This window comes from Rhodohalobacter sp. 8-1 (genome assembly GCF_038150125.1).
Taxonomy (GTDB): Bacteria; Bacteroidota; Rhodothermia; order Balneolales; family Balneolaceae; genus SW132.
Genome location: NZ_JBBVMF010000005.1, coordinates 306,357 through 324,092, shown reverse-complemented (window position 1 = coordinate 324,092; position 17,736 = coordinate 306,357). Strand labels below are relative to the sequence as shown.

Sequence of the window (17,736 nt, the reverse complement as noted above, 5' to 3'; positions counted from 1 at the left end):
TGCTTAAAGATAGCTCGAACGGAGATCTAACATTGGTTTGGTCGTCAGCAATGGCTGCTCTCTACTGCGGTTTTTTCTGGGAGATGTGGAATTTCTACAGCGAAGCCAAATGGATATATAACGTGCCGTGGGTTGAGAGGTTTTACCTGTTCGAGATGCCTCTGCTTGGCTATGCCGGATATCTTCCGTTCGGAGTGATCTGTGCGCTTATCAGCCAATCTCTTTTTGCCACACTTCACAGGGATCATACGATCACAGAAGAGCACATCTGAAGGTTGAAATCACCATTTCCTCCAATGCTTGCCGTATCTGCTTTATGAACATACACCTCGAGGTGTATTGGATGTGATTCCGCTGCTGCGGGACTCATCCAGTTCATAAACTGGATTATTCAAAAGCAGTTCTAACCTGACAGGAAAGCGCTTAACTCAACTTTCGCAAAATGAAGATGTAGTGGCTACAAAATAAGTTTCATTTAAAACTGTAGACCACAGACAAAAAGAATGTAATTCACCTACTCAGAAATGAACCCAGCCCCGTTTCGGGGCGGCATATCCGTAGCCCTATGGGAATGCGCAGCATTTCCGTGGGGTATCAAAGAAGCCAGAATAAAAAAAAAGCGCCGAAGGTGCGGCATCATTTGTAATCTGAATTCAATCTCAGTCATAAAATTCGAACAGATCGTCTGAATCGGATTCAATAAAATAATGTATGGGTAAGGATGGTATGGTCCTTTTGCAAGGACGCGGATATACCGCACCTACGGCGCTCCAAAACTTTATGCTTACTCTTAACCCAAAGCCGCCGCTGCGCAGTGACTTTGGGCTACGGATATGTCGCACCTCTGGTGCTTTGGTTACCTGTGGTATTTGGTATAATTGCTTTTTAGTATCTTTATGTACCTAAATGTCTTCAGATTCAGGTTGGGATGGAAGGTTGAACGAAAAGTTTATCCAGTATAAGAAAAGGTTCTGCCGGAAACATTGTGGGTAACTAAAATAATCCTGTCAGTTCAATTTCTCATACAATCTCATTAAAGCAATTGATTCATCCAGCTGGTAAGCACTGTCATAAATTACGGTTGATAGTGCAAGATAGTCTGCTTTTACAGATTCTTCTCAAAACGGAAAGGCACCGTTTTGATCAGAATGACGTCGACTTAGCGGAATTTAATGGCGGCGTGATCACATAGCAGGAATGAGCATTTAAGTCGTATCCACGCCGCCCATGTGCAACCAATGAGCGTGTCATCCTGAACACGCGACCCGTGGTTTTCGGGGCGAGTGGAAGGATCTGTATTAGCATTAAGTTTGATAAGTGACGACATTTAATATGTTGAGTCGATCGTTCATAAATATACAACTAACCCACACTGTTTCCGGTAGAACCTAAAAAAATGGATGTAGCACTACAGATCGTTATTTAAAGGTAATCGAGGCTGATTTTTAAGATTTTCGGAAGTTGAGTTAATAATGCCAACTGTTTCATATACGTAGCCGTTAACTTTCAAAGACTAATCTCATTCCCGCTTAGCTTGGCGTGTATTTTTTTAACTTCATCGGAATCGCAAAGTGAGGTTCCGGGACTTTGCAGGGTACTTGCAGCTGATGCTACGCCAAAATAAACAGCGTCTTCAATTTTCAAATCTTTTGTAAGTCCGGCCACCAGTCCGCCCACAAAACTATCCCCCGCTCCGATAGAACTGTTCACTTCTATCTCTGGCGGAGTAAATTTTTGCTTTCCCTCTCTATTGTAGAGCATTGTTCCGTCTTTACCCAGCGTGTGTATAATATTCTCAACACCATTGTCTGATAGCTGATCGATAAGCTCATCTCTGTTTTCAGCCTCCGACCTGTTCATGAGTTCGTCAAACTCCTCCTCATTAGGTTTTATATAGCTGGCACCGCTCTTGATTCCCTCATAAAGTGCATCGCCAGATGTATCCAAAATGTATTTTTTGTCATTTTTCAGCACAATTTCCGCCAAACGACTGTAGAAATCATCCGGCACTCCCGGCGGAAGACTTCCGCTGGCCACCACGAATTCGTAATCTTCGATAGTATCTTCCACATCTGACAAGATTCTTTTCCAGATATTTTTTTCAAGTTGCGGACCGGGAAATACAAAACGATACTGCTTATCAGTTTTGTTATCGATAATGGAGATGCTTTCCCTGGTTGCCTGCTCGATCTCCACGGGTAAAAAGTTGATTTTTTCCTGTTTAAGTAAAGATTTGAGAAGATCTCCTGTTACCCCGCCAACAACACATTTAGCATCGGCACCGATTTTTAATCGCTTCAGAACCCTGGCCACATTTATGCCTCCTCCCCCGGGATCATATACCGGCTTCTCACACCGCACCTTCTGATCGGTCACAACTTCCCCGGCTTTACTGTTTACATCAAGCGCGGGATTCATCGTTACGGTAAGGACTTGTCTTGACATAATGTATCTGCTTTTTGAATTGTTTTACTGCTTCTCATGATTTCACACTTACTCTTAAAAGTCTTTTATGTGACTGATACATAAACAATTGATAAGTGTATAAAATTCTTAAAAGTGTTTTTTTACAGATCTTTTGACAAGCGAAACGCAGATTTTTTTGCTTCATCATCGGAATAGATACTCATTCCGGCAATCATCAATTCTTAGCAAAATGATTTTTTCATCAGACGGGATACAATCATTTAGAAGTATTTTGTCCGTTTTGGCAGCGGTCATGCTTTTCGAAATCCTGTACACAGGCATTCACTGTATTACGTAAGGCGGCCGGATATCCTTCAATCGGTAATTGATACCACAGATTCGGATTTTAACGAAGGCCAACTAAACAACCTCAGGCAGATAGTTACCGTGTTATCGGGTATTGAACCCCTGATAACCAACAAAGATGTAAACGGTATCAACAATGGAAAATCAAACGAACTGTTAAACCGGGCTTTAAAATGATATTAAAAGGAATGGAAAACACAGAAAAGCGCTGAGAAAATCTATCTCATCAATTCTCCGTCCGACTCCACTCGTTGATTTCAACGTACCTTGTTTTGCCATCGGCAGCCGTAAAGACAAATCGGTCCGACAGTTCAACCCTTTCAGAAGTTCCCTCAAAAACAGCAGAGCTGCGGATAATCCTTGCAAAAATAACAACTCTGGTTTCTGTTGTATCTGTAACCTCTGCGGGAAATGATTTCAATTTTCGATAGACGATATGATGTGGCTCTGCTCCTTCAGGCCAGTATTGAACAACCAGCCTGAGATCCGTGCCTCTCTCCGGCACATCCGATTGAGTTGCCGGAGCATCTCTCCAATGTTTGTACTCAGCTTTGATGATGTTAATATCGCTATCGATCACTAATTTTTTTTCTGGTGAGCATGCCGTTAGCAAAAGAAAAAATGATAAAACCGTAATAAACATTAACCTCATAAGTTTTATTTTTCAATAATAGTCCGCTTTTTAGATAGATAACGCTATCTATACAACTAGATTTTAACGAATATTCTCATGAAACCAAGATTTCATTTATATACTGCACTATTGGCCATCATCCTTTTATTATGGGGATGCAGTGATACCTCTACCGGACCCACTGTCGACGAAGCATCTTCCCAAAAGCAGTTTGTGTGGGAGGCTTTGAATTATTGGTACTTCTGGCAAACCGACGTTCCGAAATTAGCCGACGACAAAGATTTTTTCGACAACAATCAGGAGTATCAAAACTACCTTATGGGTTTTCAAGATGCCGGAAATGTGTTCGATGACCTCTTATTTACACCCGAAAATTTTGGTGAAGGGGTCGGAGAGGATGATTTCTCATTTTTTATTGAGGATTATGAGGAATTTCTTGCTTCAAGAAGAGGGGAATCGCAAAGTTTTGGCTTCGAATTCGGTCTTGTACAACCTGACAGAAATAGCAACGATATCTTTGGGTATGTTCAATATGTTCTGGACGGAAGACCCGCTGATGAAGCTGGCCTGGTCCGTGGAGATATTTTTACTGGTATAAATGGAACTCCGTTGAATGTAAATAATTTCAGAACCCTGCTCGCAAATAATCCGATTGTACTTACACTGGCTGAATCTGTAGATGGAGAGATCGCAGAAACCGGAGAAACGGTAACTATTAATGCGGCTGAAATCCAGGAAGACCCGATCTATCTATCTAAAGTCATTGATACGGGAACAGCAAGAGTTGGATACCTGCTCTACAACTCTTTTCAGACGAATTCTCACCAAAACTTAAATGATGTCTTTGGAAATTTTATCTCTGAAGGGATTGATGAACTCGTTTTAGATCTTCGTTATAATGGTGGAGGCGCCGTTATTACGAGTGCCACACTTGCCAGTATGATTTCCGGGCTTGGAAGCTCAGAAATTTTTGGTGAATTCACCTTCAACCAGAAACGGTCACAGCAAGGATCGCAGGTACCATTTCAAGACGAATTGAAAGTATTTAACGAGGACGGTGAAGAAACCGGTGAAATCTCTATGAATAAACTTTCCTCATTGAACAGGTTGTTTGTTCTTACAGGATTTGGCACGGCTTCCGCAAGCGAGGCTATTATTAATGGGTTAAATCCATTTATGGACATCACATTAATTGGTCGCCAAACGGTTGGAAAAGATGATGCATCTATCACGCTTTATGATGCGCCAGCACCCTATACAAACTAGGAGCAGGCAAACTCTGGTCATTTGAATGCCATTCAGCCTATCGTTTTAAAAATAAGGAATTCTGTTGGGCAATCTAATGGAGACGGTTTTATACCAGACCACCCGTTAAATGAATTGGACTTTCTGGACAATCTCCCACCCCTTGGCGATGAAAATGCCCCCCTTCTGGCCAAAGCTCTTGACATCATTTCCGGTGAACCTTTGGCCAAGCAAATCGAACAACCTGTTCCTTTCAGGGGTGAATTTTGGAAAGACAGTCGTGACCTGGAACAGTTCGGGAAAGATATGTATATCCTTCCGGGACAAGCTAAAGAGCTTGGATTAACTCCCGACCTATAAAATGAATATATACAGGAGTTTGAAGAAATCTAAGAAGCCTTGAGTCTTTATAAACCAGGATGCTATATCCTCATTAAGTGTGTCTGAAGGGTAGGATAAAGTAGTCTTCTTGTGTCTTTGTTTGCCAGCGATCAAACAACAAACTCCAGCAGCAATTACAGTTCTTTAAGGTTTACTTCTTGAACCATGTCATCATTTTATTATGCAAATAATACAAGCTCATAGAGAGTTGATGAATTTTATGCAGCCAGTAACATTAGATAATCATTGCTATTGAGCCTGTTACTTTTGAACCGTCAAAAGTAACCAAAAACTCCCGGCTGTGATGGCTTCCGGGCACGGATTGCCCCGCACGGTTACACTATGAGAATGCTCACAAGGTGAGCGCCCATAGCGATTTCTCCCGCGCTGTGGTGTAACCCATGCTATCCCTCTACCCATCAAGGCCGAAATCCTTCATCCTAATCACCATTACCGCATTTGTTGAATGAATTATTTCCGGACCTTCAAAATGGCGCCACCTACATAGGAAAAATAGGGACTTAAGATAGCATTTTTGGGTCTCCCAGTATCGAACTCAAGAAACAACAAACTCCAGCAGCAACAGATCTCAAAAGGTTTAACTTGTTTGGGACAGCGCGGATTTCGGCTTAGACATCTTTGGGATGGAACCGACTGTTCGATCCGCCACAATATTCAGCCATAAAAAAAGCCCCAAGCAGTGCATCACGACTTGAGGCTTTAAGTAATGGTGGGACCGGGCGGGTTCGAACCGCCGACACACGGATTTTCAGTCCGTTATTACCTAAAACCCAACACTTCCCATTAAGGCCCATAAATATCACGTAATTTATTGCATAACATGCACTTATAGATATTGTTACTCCCACTAAATATTGCTATATTACCACTCAATATACATATTTTGTTACCCTATCTGTACCCTAAAAATAACGTAGCGATAAAATGCCAAAAGTTAAGTTCACAACGAAATTCATCCAGAGTATTAAAAGCGAAAAACAAACTGACTATTACGACCTTCACACCTCAGGACTCGGACTACGAGTGTCACCGGGTGGCTCCAAAACCTTTTTCTACCGCTACAGAGCCAATGGCAAAAATCGTCGTTATACAATTAATCGTTTTTCAAAAGTCTATTCCCTTGCTCAAGCAAGAACCCGCGCTGATGAGTTGAGATCTTATACAAAAAAAGGAGGAGACCCATACATTGAGGAGAAAACGAAAAAGAATGTCACTAAAAAAACATTCGGTGAAGTCATCTCTTCTTATAAAGAGAAGCATGTCAGCCAACTTAAAGAATCAACTCAATTAGACTATAAAAGGAGAATTAAGCATCTAATTTCTGGAGACGGAGCCAATAAAAAGACAAAGAGCAGAGGTTTTGATCCAGAACGATACATTAAAGATATAAAAAGGTCAGAGGTGATTGATTATCTTCATGAAATCGCGAAAAGTTCACCAACACAAGCTAAGAGGCTGCAGGCAATTTTGTCTGGGATTTTTAAATTCGCAAAAGACCGAGAGTGGGTCGATTTTAATATTGCAAGGGAGATAACTTTAAAAAAACGTGTCGCCAAGGATAATAAGTGGCAAAACAGACCTTTCAACGACCAAGAGCTAAAAATTCTGTGGAAAGAATTTGATAATCATAACGAACCAATCGGATCACTTTTTAAGATGCTCACAATTTTAGGGCAGAGAAGCGGTGAAACTCGATTGATGAAATGGCAGGACTTAAATCTAAAAGAACGATATTGGTTTATTACCAGCCCTGATACAAAAAATAAGAACTCCACATATGTCCCACTACCTGACAAGGCAATCGAAATACTCACCGCACTAAAAAATAGAAAACTGAATAAAACTTACGTTTTTCCAAGTCCTGTTAAAAAAGACAAACCCATATATGGACTTCAGAAAGCTGCCAGCAGAATTGGTGAAAAAACCTCGGTAAATGATTTTAATGCCCACTCATTGCGAACAACTGTTACGACAAGATTAGCCGAGCTAAATATATCACCACAAGTACTCTCAAAAGTTCTTAACCACAAGAATGGCACCGGGAACAGTGTAACTGCTTTATATAATAGGTATGATTACAAAAAAGAGAAACGCGCTGCTTTAAATAAGTGGTGCGGAAAACTATCTGATATAATCAATAAAGAAGACCAAGAAATTACAACTGCATGAGCATTTTTAAAAGCACATTTGAGCACCGGGTATTTTATAATAAGTTCGTCAAGAAATATAAACAGGCAGACAACAAGATTTCTGCTATAAACGACATCAAGACTCACCGCGATGTCCTGGCAGATCAGGAGAAAGAATTAGTTAGCCAGATTGCTGAGCGAGTAGAGGAGCTCAAGACTATTTCTAATACGCCCCCTGGATCACCAGATCCTAACGAACGTAAGTACCACGCCCTGCTCAAACAGGGTATGAAACAGGTATTATCATCGGTAGAGAAAGAAGTAGATACCGACAACCACATTCAGAACCCTTCTCGAACTTTAGAGACATTACAGGGAGTCATAGAGGAATCTTTTGATGACAAACTGCAAAGTTATTATCCGGCAACCAAGTGCGTTAAGGCAATTGAAGAGATCTGCAATTCAGGGGAGCGAGTAGCTACATTCCGGGAGAAACAGAGGCTTTTGAATAAAATAATTCAGGAGGCTTTAAATGAGGATTATCCTGATGCTCTTACGACAATGAGTCCTCAGCCTACAGATGAAAGAGAGAAGCTGAAAGGGGCTGCAAAGAGTAAGAAACAACAAAAGAAGGACGAACAAGCCAAACACTATCCGGAGATCCTTAAGGCAGCTGATAAAGTGATTGGCGAAAAAAAATTATCTGAATTCATCACGGATACCGGTAACGCAAATAGTGATCTATACAATGGCATTTTGCGACATTATGATAAAGTGGCAAAAAGTACGCTCAAGAGGTGGCTAAAGGAGGATCTTAAAAGTGGAAAATTTGAGAAAAAGCTAACCAAATACAGGCAAAAATGACGGCAAAAACTAAGAGTTGATCAATGCGTGATCACTGCATGATCAATGCCAAATAGGCGTTTTTGGAATTCGCATTGATCACCTAAGTCATTGAATTGCTTGGACTTAATGGATTATAGCGAGATCTTATTAGTGTTAATAATAACATTAATTTTATCGCATATAATTTATGAAAAACATAGACCTAATAAGTCCGAAGCAAGTTATGAAACGCTTGTCCATTCCATCCAGCACACTGTACCGCTGGATTGCGGATGGCAGGTTTCCTAAGCCCATCAAAATTGGCCCCCGGCGCACAGCCTTTCGTCACACAGACATCGAGCAGTGGTTGGATCGTCAGTCTGAAACTGTTGAAGTCAAAAATGTGGAGGGCCATGAAGACAAATAAGAATCACTCCAATCTCCATGGCCAGGATCTGTCTCAGAGCAATCAATCTGATGACTCTAGGAATACCTCTCATATAGGCGCAAAGGCATCTGCAATGGAGCCAAGCCTAAGTAATGGGATTAGCTATTTCGAAGCTCCAATCACTAATACTACTCCATCTGATACGGTTCAAATAGAGAATGTATTCGACTACATCATCTCTAATGAAAACGCAAAACAAACAACGTACGAATACCGTAATTGCACCCCATCAAACGAGAAAGTGTCGTTCAAGAATAGAAATTTTGATTTCGTCACTTTTTCAGGGCAATTCAATGAAAGAAGCAAGGATGGTATTATGACACCCTCTCCATATGTATGCGTTGACTTAGATAAAATTGTTGAGCCAACAAGTGTCCTAGAAAAGGTCAAAAAAGATCCAGAATATCCACTTACGATGGGGTTTATATCTCCATCAGGAAATGGAATAAAACTTGTTTATAGAGTAGATACGAGCAAAGGGACTCATAAAGAGTATTACACAATGTTTAGTAATCATCTGAGTCAGCAATATGGATTGGAGGTAGATTTCTCTCCCTCTTCAGTAGTCAGTGCCTGCTATTTACCGCATGATCCCAATGCTTATTACGATGAGAATTGCCCCACAGTAAGTCTGCCAGAATCCTATGCGGTGACAGATGGCAAAAATGATGATTCTTATAAGCTTGAGCGTAATCAGACTACCATCACAGAGGCAGACAAACAACTTGTTGAAGCCTGTGTGAAACATATAGTGGGAAATGGCCTGAATATCACTGAAGCATACGATGATTGGATAAAGAAGGGTTTTGCCTTGACGGAATTAGGTGAAGAAGGTAGAGAATACTTTCACCAGATTTCTTCAGCATCCACGAAATATAACCGACAGGAGTGCGACTACCGCTACACTCAGCTGCTAAAGGACAGTCGAGGGGAAATCACCCTTGGCACCTTTTTTAATGCCTGTAAAAAGCATGATGTACCTGTAAGTGAACTACGCAGGGAGCTCCCACTATTGCCTCTTATAGCAGCACCGGATCTCAATACAGACAATTATGACTTCACAGAGCGCGAAACACACGAAGTTCGCATTGATGATGAACTCGAGGAAGAGCAGGTATGCCTTGGTATATTTGATTCACCACTGCTTTTCTCTGACAAAAAAAATAAGCCTTGTAAGATTGCAACCCTTGGCAATTTTAGCACATGGATCGGAAAAGCCAAAAGCCGCAAAACTTTCCTCATTAGTATGTTTGTAGCAGCAGCATTGAAAGGTGGGCGTTTCCAAAATCAGATACACACAGAATTTCCAGAAGATAAGCGTCGTGTACTTGTTTTTGATACAGAGCAGGGCTCTAATGATGTAATTCGTGTGAAACGGCGAATCGCCAATCTCGCGGATAAAGACAACCAATTTATGCGTGAGCATATTAAGGTTTTCGCCCTCCGTGCACTAACGCCAAAGGAGCGGTTGGAGGAGATCGAGAAAATGCTTGCTAAGCATAAAGATTACGGTCTTGTCGTAATTGATGGAATTCGCGATCTGGTTAGTTCGATCAACGACGAAGACCAGGCAACGATGGTCTCTTCAAAGCTGCTACGTTGGACGCAGGAGTATCAGATTCATATCATGGGTGTACTTCATATGAATAAGGGAGATCGTAACGCACGGGGACACCTTGGCACTGAGCTCGTAAATAAATCTGAATCTGTAATATCAGTCACCAAAAACAACGAGACAACCTCGACCGTAGACCCGGAAAATATGAGGGGTATAGAATTTAGACCTTTCACATTTTGCGTCGACGAGAACGGATTACCACACCTCAGTAGTACACCTGCAATGTTTCGTAATGGATTAACTAAATTCACTCCGGGAAATATTTCTTTTGCCGAACATCGGAAATTTTTAGCCGGCTTATTTGCAGAAAAAAAAACCATGAAGCACACGGATCTATGGAATAGTGTTTACGATAAGCTGGGGGATAAATTCGACTTTGGCCAGAGCAAGGCAAAGGAGTTTCCCCAGTGGTATGTGGAGCAAGGATTACTATCAGTGAAAGATGATGGTAATAAGAAGCTTTACAGTTTAACAGATCCCGATTAGATCGTTTAATTTAACTCCGTGCATTCTATATGCACGGAGGTTAAACTAACTCAAGACGAGCCATGATTTAATGGCCATGCGTTTGATTTAAATCAATCAAATAAACTCATAAAACCCCGCTCAAATTACTCATAAAGGGGAATCTTGATTTAATTAAACGATATGACGCTAAATGAAGACATCAAAATCTCGAACATTCTACATGTATTCCACACAGCTTAATTTAGGGGGGAGTAAATCAAGTTTGAGCATCGCTGCCAATAAAGTAAGCCTGGCTATGACAGAAGAAGTGAATCCAAAAGTTTCATTTCACTACTGAGTGCATAAATAAATCGAATTAAACATATTCTTCCCCGATTCACGGGTCCCTCCTCCCCCCATAGAGGTAGTCAGATCAACCGACTTCTAATGGTCAGATCGAATTAAACCTGGATCACCCCCTTCAACCATAGCGAGCTAATAATCGCATACTGGATATTTTTTCTGGTCAATTTATTCCTTTCTCCACCACGTGGAAGCTGGAAGAGTGGTAGCGCCCTATCTATCATATCAGTGCAGACTACAGCCCTATAGCCTTCAGTGTTCTTATACCATAAAAGTGCCTGAAAACTTCAAAAAGGTAGATCTACTCTCTGGAATGGATGTCGTTCAAATCGTTCGAATCCCATGGGCCCACAGCATGTCGACAGTTTCATCGTCAAAATCTGTCCGTTTTTGGTATAAGAATTATGAGCAATCACGCTCATCAATTCTTAACCCATTGACCTATGAACCTAGAAAAATTCTGTTTTCCCGTTGTGGAAAGAGCCGTTGCCGTGGATAACGACCAACACTCGCTAATCGATCTGCAAGAAACCGGAACCTTCCTGCCAAACGATTACAAAGCCATTGTTCGTGAAGACACCAATCAGGTGATCTCCATCGTAAAGCAATCCTACAAGCTTGTACCCAATGCGACCCTCATTGATAAGCTTCTTCGGGAGCTTGCCATGTGCGGCCATACCTTTCGATTCAATCGGCAGCATTCCTATGTGGACAACAATCGCATGCGACTTCAAATGACCTTTCCGGAGCTAACGCTTCAGGACAGTGAGAGCGATATTGCCCTATCGGCGTATTTGCACAATTCGTACGACCAGAGCGAAGGTGTGAGATTCATTTTCGGATCCATCCGATACATCTGCTCAAACGGCTGTGTATTTGGGGAGGTCTTGAGCCGCTACTACTCCCGGCACACGAAGGGCTTCTCATTCGAAAACTTAGGAGAGAAGCTCTCACAGGCCACAGAATACTTTCCTGAGATACAGGAGCGCATTTATCGGCTGGAACGCCTGCCTGTGGATGAGGCGCTTGTCGAGAAAGTCTCTGAGAAAATCTCTAAGCGATTAGCTGAACAGGTCATCGAGGAGCATGAAATTGGCAGAATTAGCCAGTGGAAACTCTATAACCGGCTGACCAACTATGCGAGTCACGAGCTTGACCCAGCTTATGCCTCACGCTATCAACACAACATCAGCAACGTATTCAACCTCTGAGGTGACAGCTATGAAGATACCAATGAAAGTAATTGTGAAAATCATTCTCATCATTATATCCGGAGGTAAAAAATGATAAAAGGAAAAGAAATAGCGAAGGCTACAGGCGATTTCCTGAAGGCGGTCATAAGCGTCATGCTATTTGGAAAGACCCCACCACCAAATGATAACCATAAACAATAGGCCTCAGATTGAGGCCTTTTTTATTTCTATAACCCTTAAAAACAAAACACTATGACGAATAAAAAAATACTCGATAACATACCTTCAAAAGAATGGGTACACGCCCGACAGCACTATTTGGGAGGCTCAGAAGTGGCAGCAGCCCTTGGAGAATCTCAGTGGACAACCCCATTTCAGCTCTGGCTTGTTAAGACTGGACGCAGGGAACCAATCATCAGTACGCCTGTTATGGAATTAGGCCACTTGCTGGAGCCAATGATTGCAGAAAAATTCACTGCCAACACAGGGCTAAAGCTCAGAAACATCTCAGAACCGTACCAGCATCCAGAACATAGCTTTCTTCGCGGCAACATAGATCGTCAGATCTGTAGCAGTGAAAAGCATGATGGGCCAGGAGTTTTAGAGATTAAAAGTACAAACAGCTTCCTACTTAAGAACGAGACGGGATTGTACCCTAAATCTTGGCATTTTCAAATAATGCACTATCTGATGCTGACTGGTTATCGGTACGCATACCTTGCGATTTTCGAGCGGGACACTGGAATTTTCCATGAACCGATCTTCATTAAACGCGATGAAGCATTCATTCAGGAAAATACGGAGCACATAATTCAGTGGTGGACGCTGCATATTCTAAAGGACATTGCTCCTGAACCTGTCAACAATGAGGATCTGCTCATTCTGTATCCAAGCGCCGCAGACGGCTCTGTGGTAGAAGCCTCAGCCGAGGACCAGGCCTACTACGAAGAACTTATTAAAGTTCGCCAGAAGATAAATTCATTGACGTTCGAAAAAGATCTGCTAGAAGCCTTTCTAAAGAACTCAATCGGCGATAGCGAGCGGTTAGTCGCCGGAGGCCGAGATCTGATCACCTGGAAGAACCAGACTACAAACCGTGTAGATGTTACAGAGCTCAAGCAACGATTCCCTGTAATGGCTCGAAAATTTACTAAAACGAAAACAACAAGGCGCTTCTGCGTCAAATAAACGGAGGACATTATGTCTGACTTAATTATTACAGAAGACCCATCGAATTACCCGGTGCCTGATGAAGGCTTGCACTCAGCTGTACTCGTTGACGCCGTAAATCTTGGGACTTTGGAAACACCCTGGGGGCCGAAAGAGAAAATCTCGCTCATCTTTGAGCTTCAGTCCACGGATGAGGACGGGAGGCATTTCATTGTTGGCAAGCGCTTCACGCGCAGTATGAATGAAAAAGCGTCTCTCAGGAAATTCCTAGAAAAGTGGCGTTCAATCAAATACACCCCGGCTGAACTTCAGCAGGGCGTGGATCTCGAAAATCTGATTGGCATGAGTTCTCTGCTTTTAGTAGTGCTGAACGAGACTCAGGAACGCACCTACGCAAATATCGAAAGTATCCTACCATACAAAAACAGGCATGGTGATATCGATCACTTCGCATTGCAACCATCGGGCGAATATATTCGCGTTATTCACCGAGAGGGTTACAAAGAACCTGAGAAGTATGCCGAGGCCGTAAACGGCCAGCAGGGTTAACAGGGATCTTTGGAAGAGGGGGCAATGCCTTCTCTTTTAGAAAGAAATTATTTTGAAATATTTGCTCACTACGTCACTGCAAGTGAGCTAACATGGTCAAAAGTATTAGGTAAGTTGTTTTTCAATTGAAGGTATTGGGATGATACCCTAACTGGATAATCAGAGGTTGCTATTGGCCAGATAAATAAAAATTATTATTTGACCCTTTTATTTAACCCACGAAAACATTATTTAACCAAAGCCGGGTTTTACTTGCTGGATTGAGTGTATTCAACTATTATGCAACTTAATTAAGCCCTAAACTTCCACGGCATAAATACATGTTATATTGCTAGCACATGTCAGCCTATTTATGACCTATTCAAATAATAAATATATTATCTTATTAGTAATTGGGTTCATTGCAATTAAAACTGGCTGTAAAGACAACAATATTCCCTCACCTCAGATTGAAATAACCCTATTTGGTTCAAATAATCCGGACGAATTATGGCAGGATACCCTTGCGATCTTTGATTCACCGTGGGGGAAACCCCTCGATTTAGAAAAGGCTAAGTACGTTCAATTTCAAATTCCATCAACTGGAATACATCGAACAGATTATATCCACGAAGAAGCTGAACAAAAAGAGATTTATGTATTTCAAGCGGTACGAAATGATAACAATCCAGAAACTTATATAAGTTCTTTTTCTGTCAGAACACCGGAAGAAAATTCAAAAGTAAAATTACAAGGAAAAATAAGTAAGAGTTCTGAGAATGCGGAGTTTGTAAATTATTATTTGTTTTTCATTCAGGGGATAGGCGAACAACCATCATCTCCTGTTGAGATATCTTATATACCTCAAAATAATAATTTTGAAGAAATTCCCGGAAAGGTAACTGTTTATTTGGATCCAAATAAACATACAGTTCCTAATTATCCAACTCTTTATAGGAATTGGGACGACCTAAATATTGATCAAAATTCTAACTTTTATGTCCAGTTTGAGATTAAGCAACTATCAGAAACTAAAGATCATCAACCGTTAATACTAACTAGAGAGAATAGGCAAAACAATTGGATAATTTCTTCATACTCTAAGAGTCCTTTTTCATTCTACCGCCGTGGCACACCTATTGGCAAGGAATTTGAGCTTTTCATGTATACCATAGACCGAAAAGATATAAAATAGTAACATAATTCAACCGCAATATAACAATGCGCATTAACTGCTTGACGCGGTCGCGTTCGTTCAGGATTCTAATGGCAATATTCACAATTTCAGCCTTTATTTAGCTCATAATCTCCGCGCCCGTTATGCGCGGAGCCGTTAAGGCCCGGCAGGCTCTCAAAAATGTGGAAGTGTGAGTGCGAGGCGCTTGCAAAGTTAACTGGAATTCCGGCGCATAATAGGTCAATTCAGCAAAGATGGCGAAGGCCTTGGAGAGAGTAAGAATCACCTTGAGTCAATTTCGCTACGAAGTACTGCGTTACCCTAACGTTACCCTAATCAATATTTTTTAAGCCTAAATACACCTTAAATAAAAAAGCCCTGTAAGCTCATATCTCTATGTCTTACAAGGCTTTACGCAATGGTGGGACCGGGCGGATTCGAACCGCCGACACACGGATTTTCAGTCCGTTGCTCTACCGACTGAGCTACAGTCCCCTCCATCGAAGACGCCAAATATAAGGGCTTTTTAAACCCTTCACAATCAAACCGGCCAAATTTTCTGAATTAATCGGGGGAATATCGAATATTGAACAAAAAGTGGCGAATATCGAAGGCAGGAGTTAACTCATGTCTCGATAATTGAGTACGAGTCAATGAATTAACAAATCTACCACATTCGAATACAACAATTAACGAATAACGACTCGACGAGTCACAAAACCCGGACGCTTCAAGGTCCGTCGGCCGGCTGACGCTTTGAGATCCTCAATTCCCTTATCAACTAATCAACTAATTCTCTATCATCGATATGAATATCCTTCAGGCGCATCTGGATGCTGCGCCGGCCGTTCCAGTAGTTCTCTTCCAGCACGTAGGCTACGTCAATTTTGTTGTCGTCACAATTGATGAGCTTTGGCATGTATTCGTGCATATTGAAGCCAATGGCGTCGTACACGGCCGACTCGCCCTGGCGGACTCTCATTTTCAGGTGGCCGTTGCCTACAATCGACGGCACGCCCTCTATGCAGACGTCTTCGCTGACAAACGTGGGGCGCAGATTGCCTGGTCCAAAGGGTTCAAACTGGCTCAGCAGCTTCCAGAATTTTCCGTTGACATCGCCCAGATTCAGTTTGCTGTCTATGATGATCTCGGGTGAAAAGTCATTCTCTTTCAGAAAACTAAACGCTATTTCATCAATTCGCGCCCGGAATTCCGGCAAATTAGAGGCGTCCATCGTCAGGCCGGCGGCAAACTCATGGCCTCCAAACTGCTCAAGCAGATCTTCGCAATTTTTAAGCGCCTCGTAGATGTTAAATCCTTTAATTGACCGGGCCGACCCTTTGATCTTTCCTTCCACCGTACTGAGCATAATGGCGGGACGATAATAGGCATCCACCAGTCGTGAGGCCACAATGCCGATCACCCCAAGGTGCCAGTCGGGATCGTGCAGCACCATCGATGAAAGCTCGTCCATGTTAAAATCATTTTCTACTTTTTCGACCGCCTCGTCCATCGTACGCGAATCGGTGGTTCGCCGTCGTTTATTAATCGATTCAAGCTCCTTCGCATAACGTGACGCCTCGGTTTCATCTGTTGCGATCATCAATTCAACCGCTGTTGTGGCATCACCCATCCGCCCGGCAGCGTTGATTCGCGGGCCTATTGAAAATACGATATTTGACGTGCTGATATTTCCCGGCTTCATTTTGATGAGCTGAAGAAGCGCCCTGATTCCAACTCTCGGATTGGAGTTAATCATCGACAAGCCCTCACGCATCAAAATCCGGTTTTCGTCCACAATAGGCACAATATCCGATGCAATTGATATTGCCACAAGATCGAGATATTTGTAGGCCAGGGTTTGCGAAAGGCCAAGCTCTTTGATGGTTCCCTGGATCAGTTTAAATCCAACGCCTGCGCCGGAGAGGCCGTCGAACGGGTAATTGCAGTCGGGCCGTTTGGGATCGAGTACAGCGATGGCATCAGGCAGCTCGGGACCCACATTGTGGTGATCGCAGATGATCAGATCAATCCCATGCTCGCGGGCATAAGCTGCCTCATCAATAGCGGTAATGCCGCAATCTACCGAGACAATCAGGTCGGCGCCAATGTCGATGGCATGCTTTATACCATCTGGATTGATGCCGTATCCTTCTTTAAAACGATGTGGAATGTAGTAGTGCACCGATATACCGAAACTTTCAAGGAATGTATACACGATGCTTGTTGCTGTTGTGCCGTCTACATCATAATCGCCATATACCACCACCGTTTCGTGGTTTCGAATTGCCTTACACAAACGTTCCGTGGCAGCCTTCATATCGGCCATCAAAAACGGGTCGTGGAGATTATCGATACCGGGACGAAAAAATCCCTGCGCTTTTGAAAATGAGTCCACCCCCCGAAGTGATAGCAGGTATGCTATGTTCTCGGGAATATTGAGCTCTTGTTTAAGATTAGAAACTGTGTTTTCATTGTCCGGAGACGCGTAGATCCATCTGAATGACATTGGTTATGGGTTAGATTTATTTTTCTTTGAACAGGCAACCGGGTGTCATCCCGCAGAGGCCAGATAGAATATCTTTACGAATAATGCAGGTTTAAGTGATCATGTTAATGGGTTGGTACCAATTAAGATGAAGTGTTACAGGGCATGATCAAAACGCCGGGAAACGTACCATTAACGTCACTATATCAACTGTTACTGATTTATTAACGTGTTATTTTCTCTCATCATTATACTAAATGTATCAGACAATCAATGACACCTTTTTGATTCAATGTA

The 17,736-nt window shown here is 42.3% G+C and carries 14 protein-coding genes, 1 tRNA gene and 1 pseudogene; 12 read left to right on the top strand and 4 right to left on the bottom strand.

Going from position 1 to position 17,736, the window contains the following annotated elements; translation table 11 throughout:
- Positions 1-272 (top strand): annotated as a pseudogene (locus tag AABW11_RS07395) (hypothetical protein); the annotation flags it as partial.
- Between the two features lie 1,234 nt (positions 273-1,506).
- Here the strand turns inward: AABW11_RS07395 and AABW11_RS07390 are convergent.
- A complete protein-coding gene (locus AABW11_RS07390) occupies positions 1,507-2,445 on the bottom strand; it encodes a 1-phosphofructokinase family hexose kinase (protein WP_340104162.1) in 939 nt (312 codons plus the stop codon).
- A 553-nt stretch (positions 2,446-2,998) separates the two neighbouring features.
- The gene (locus AABW11_RS07385; RefSeq protein WP_340104161.1) at positions 2,999-3,424 is read right to left on the bottom strand and encodes a hypothetical protein; all 426 of its coding nucleotides are present in this window, start codon (positions 3,422-3,424) and stop codon (positions 2,999-3,001) included.
- Positions 3,425-3,502: 78 nt separating this feature from the next.
- Between AABW11_RS07385 and AABW11_RS07380 the strand changes: the two genes are divergently transcribed.
- The 11 genes from AABW11_RS07380 to AABW11_RS07330 all read left to right on the top strand — a co-directional run bounded on the left by AABW11_RS07380 (position 3,503) and on the right by AABW11_RS07330 (position 14,969).
- Positions 3,503-4,672 (top strand): S41 family peptidase, encoded by a 1,170-nt coding sequence (locus AABW11_RS07380; protein ID WP_340104160.1) that lies wholly within the window; start codon positions 3,503-3,505, stop codon positions 4,670-4,672.
- Positions 4,673-4,693: 21 nt separating this feature from the next.
- A complete protein-coding gene (locus AABW11_RS07375) occupies positions 4,694-5,011 on the top strand; it encodes a hypothetical protein (RefSeq protein WP_340104159.1) in 318 nt (105 codons plus the stop codon).
- A 966-nt stretch (positions 5,012-5,977) separates the two neighbouring features.
- A complete protein-coding gene (locus AABW11_RS07370; protein ID WP_340104158.1) occupies positions 5,978-7,222 on the top strand; it encodes a tyrosine-type recombinase/integrase in 1,245 nt (414 codons plus the stop codon).
- Positions 7,219-8,046, top strand: coding sequence for a hypothetical protein (locus AABW11_RS07365; RefSeq protein ID WP_340104157.1), 828 nt, complete (start codon positions 7,219-7,221; stop codon positions 8,044-8,046). Before AABW11_RS07370 ends, AABW11_RS07365 begins: the two co-directional genes overlap by 4 nt.
- Positions 8,047-8,215: 169 nt before the next feature.
- Entirely contained in the window at positions 8,216-8,434 is a 219-nt protein-coding gene (locus AABW11_RS07360) for a helix-turn-helix transcriptional regulator (RefSeq protein ID WP_340104156.1), read from the top strand.
- Entirely contained in the window at positions 8,421-10,559 is a 2,139-nt protein-coding gene (locus AABW11_RS07355) for a BT4734/BF3469 family protein (protein WP_340104155.1), read from the top strand. Before AABW11_RS07360 ends, AABW11_RS07355 begins: the two co-directional genes overlap by 14 nt.
- 172 nt (positions 10,560-10,731) lie before the next feature.
- A complete protein-coding gene (locus AABW11_RS07350) occupies positions 10,732-10,878 on the top strand; it encodes a hypothetical protein (protein ID WP_340104154.1) in 147 nt (48 codons plus the stop codon).
- A gap of 448 nt (positions 10,879-11,326) precedes the next feature.
- Complete coding sequence (locus tag AABW11_RS07345; protein ID WP_340104153.1) at positions 11,327-12,094, top strand: DUF932 domain-containing protein; 768 nt, start codon at positions 11,327-11,329, stop codon at positions 12,092-12,094.
- Positions 12,095-12,328: 234 nt separating this feature from the next.
- Positions 12,329-13,264, top strand: coding sequence for a YqaJ viral recombinase family nuclease (locus tag AABW11_RS07340; protein ID WP_340104152.1), 936 nt, complete (start codon positions 12,329-12,331; stop codon positions 13,262-13,264).
- Between the two features lie 12 nt (positions 13,265-13,276).
- Positions 13,277-13,795, top strand: coding sequence for a phage replication initiation protein, NGO0469 family (locus AABW11_RS07335; RefSeq protein WP_340104151.1), 519 nt, complete (start codon positions 13,277-13,279; stop codon positions 13,793-13,795).
- Positions 13,796-14,147: 352 nt separating this feature from the next.
- Complete coding sequence (locus AABW11_RS07330) at positions 14,148-14,969, top strand: hypothetical protein (protein ID WP_340104150.1); 822 nt, start codon at positions 14,148-14,150, stop codon at positions 14,967-14,969.
- Positions 14,970-15,370: 401 nt separating this feature from the next.
- Here AABW11_RS07330 and AABW11_RS07325 read toward each other — a convergent pair.
- Positions 15,371-15,446, bottom strand: a tRNA-Phe gene (locus tag AABW11_RS07325).
- Positions 15,447-15,732: 286 nt separating this feature from the next.
- Positions 15,733-17,460 carry a single-stranded-DNA-specific exonuclease RecJ gene (gene recJ / locus AABW11_RS07320; RefSeq protein WP_340104149.1) on the bottom strand — a complete coding sequence of 576 codons (1,728 nt, stop codon included), beginning with the start codon at positions 17,458-17,460 and terminating at the stop codon, positions 15,733-15,735.
- Positions 17,461-17,736: the final 276 nt, after the last annotated feature.

What these genes read in the sequence shown, in the direction of transcription:
- AABW11_RS07385 (WP_340104161.1), bottom strand. Translation starts at nt 3,424, where the DNA reads ATGAGGTTAATGTTTATTACGGTTTTATCATTTTTTCTTTTGCTAACG.
- AABW11_RS07340 (WP_340104152.1), top strand. Translation starts at nt 12,329, where the DNA reads ATGACGAATAAAAAAATACTCGATAACATACCTTCAAAAGAATGGGTA.
- AABW11_RS07335 (WP_340104151.1), top strand. Translation starts at nt 13,277, where the DNA reads ATGTCTGACTTAATTATTACAGAAGACCCATCGAATTACCCGGTGCCT.
- AABW11_RS07355 (WP_340104155.1), top strand. Translation starts at nt 8,421, where the DNA reads ATGAAGACAAATAAGAATCACTCCAATCTCCATGGCCAGGATCTGTCT.
- AABW11_RS07380 (WP_340104160.1), top strand. Translation starts at nt 3,503, where the DNA reads ATGAAACCAAGATTTCATTTATATACTGCACTATTGGCCATCATCCTT.
- AABW11_RS07370 (WP_340104158.1), top strand. Translation starts at nt 5,978, where the DNA reads ATGCCAAAAGTTAAGTTCACAACGAAATTCATCCAGAGTATTAAAAGC.
- AABW11_RS07345 (WP_340104153.1), top strand. Translation starts at nt 11,327, where the DNA reads ATGAACCTAGAAAAATTCTGTTTTCCCGTTGTGGAAAGAGCCGTTGCC.
- recJ (WP_340104149.1), bottom strand. Translation starts at nt 17,460, where the DNA reads ATGTCATTCAGATGGATCTACGCGTCTCCGGACAATGAAAACACAGTT.
- AABW11_RS07350 (WP_340104154.1), top strand. Translation starts at nt 10,732, where the DNA reads ATGAAGACATCAAAATCTCGAACATTCTACATGTATTCCACACAGCTT.
- AABW11_RS07330 (WP_340104150.1), top strand. Translation starts at nt 14,148, where the DNA reads ATGACCTATTCAAATAATAAATATATTATCTTATTAGTAATTGGGTTC.
- AABW11_RS07365 (WP_340104157.1), top strand. Translation starts at nt 7,219, where the DNA reads ATGAGCATTTTTAAAAGCACATTTGAGCACCGGGTATTTTATAATAAG.
- AABW11_RS07360 (WP_340104156.1), top strand. Translation starts at nt 8,216, where the DNA reads ATGAAAAACATAGACCTAATAAGTCCGAAGCAAGTTATGAAACGCTTG.
- AABW11_RS07390 (WP_340104162.1), bottom strand. Translation starts at nt 2,445, where the DNA reads ATGTCAAGACAAGTCCTTACCGTAACGATGAATCCCGCGCTTGATGTA.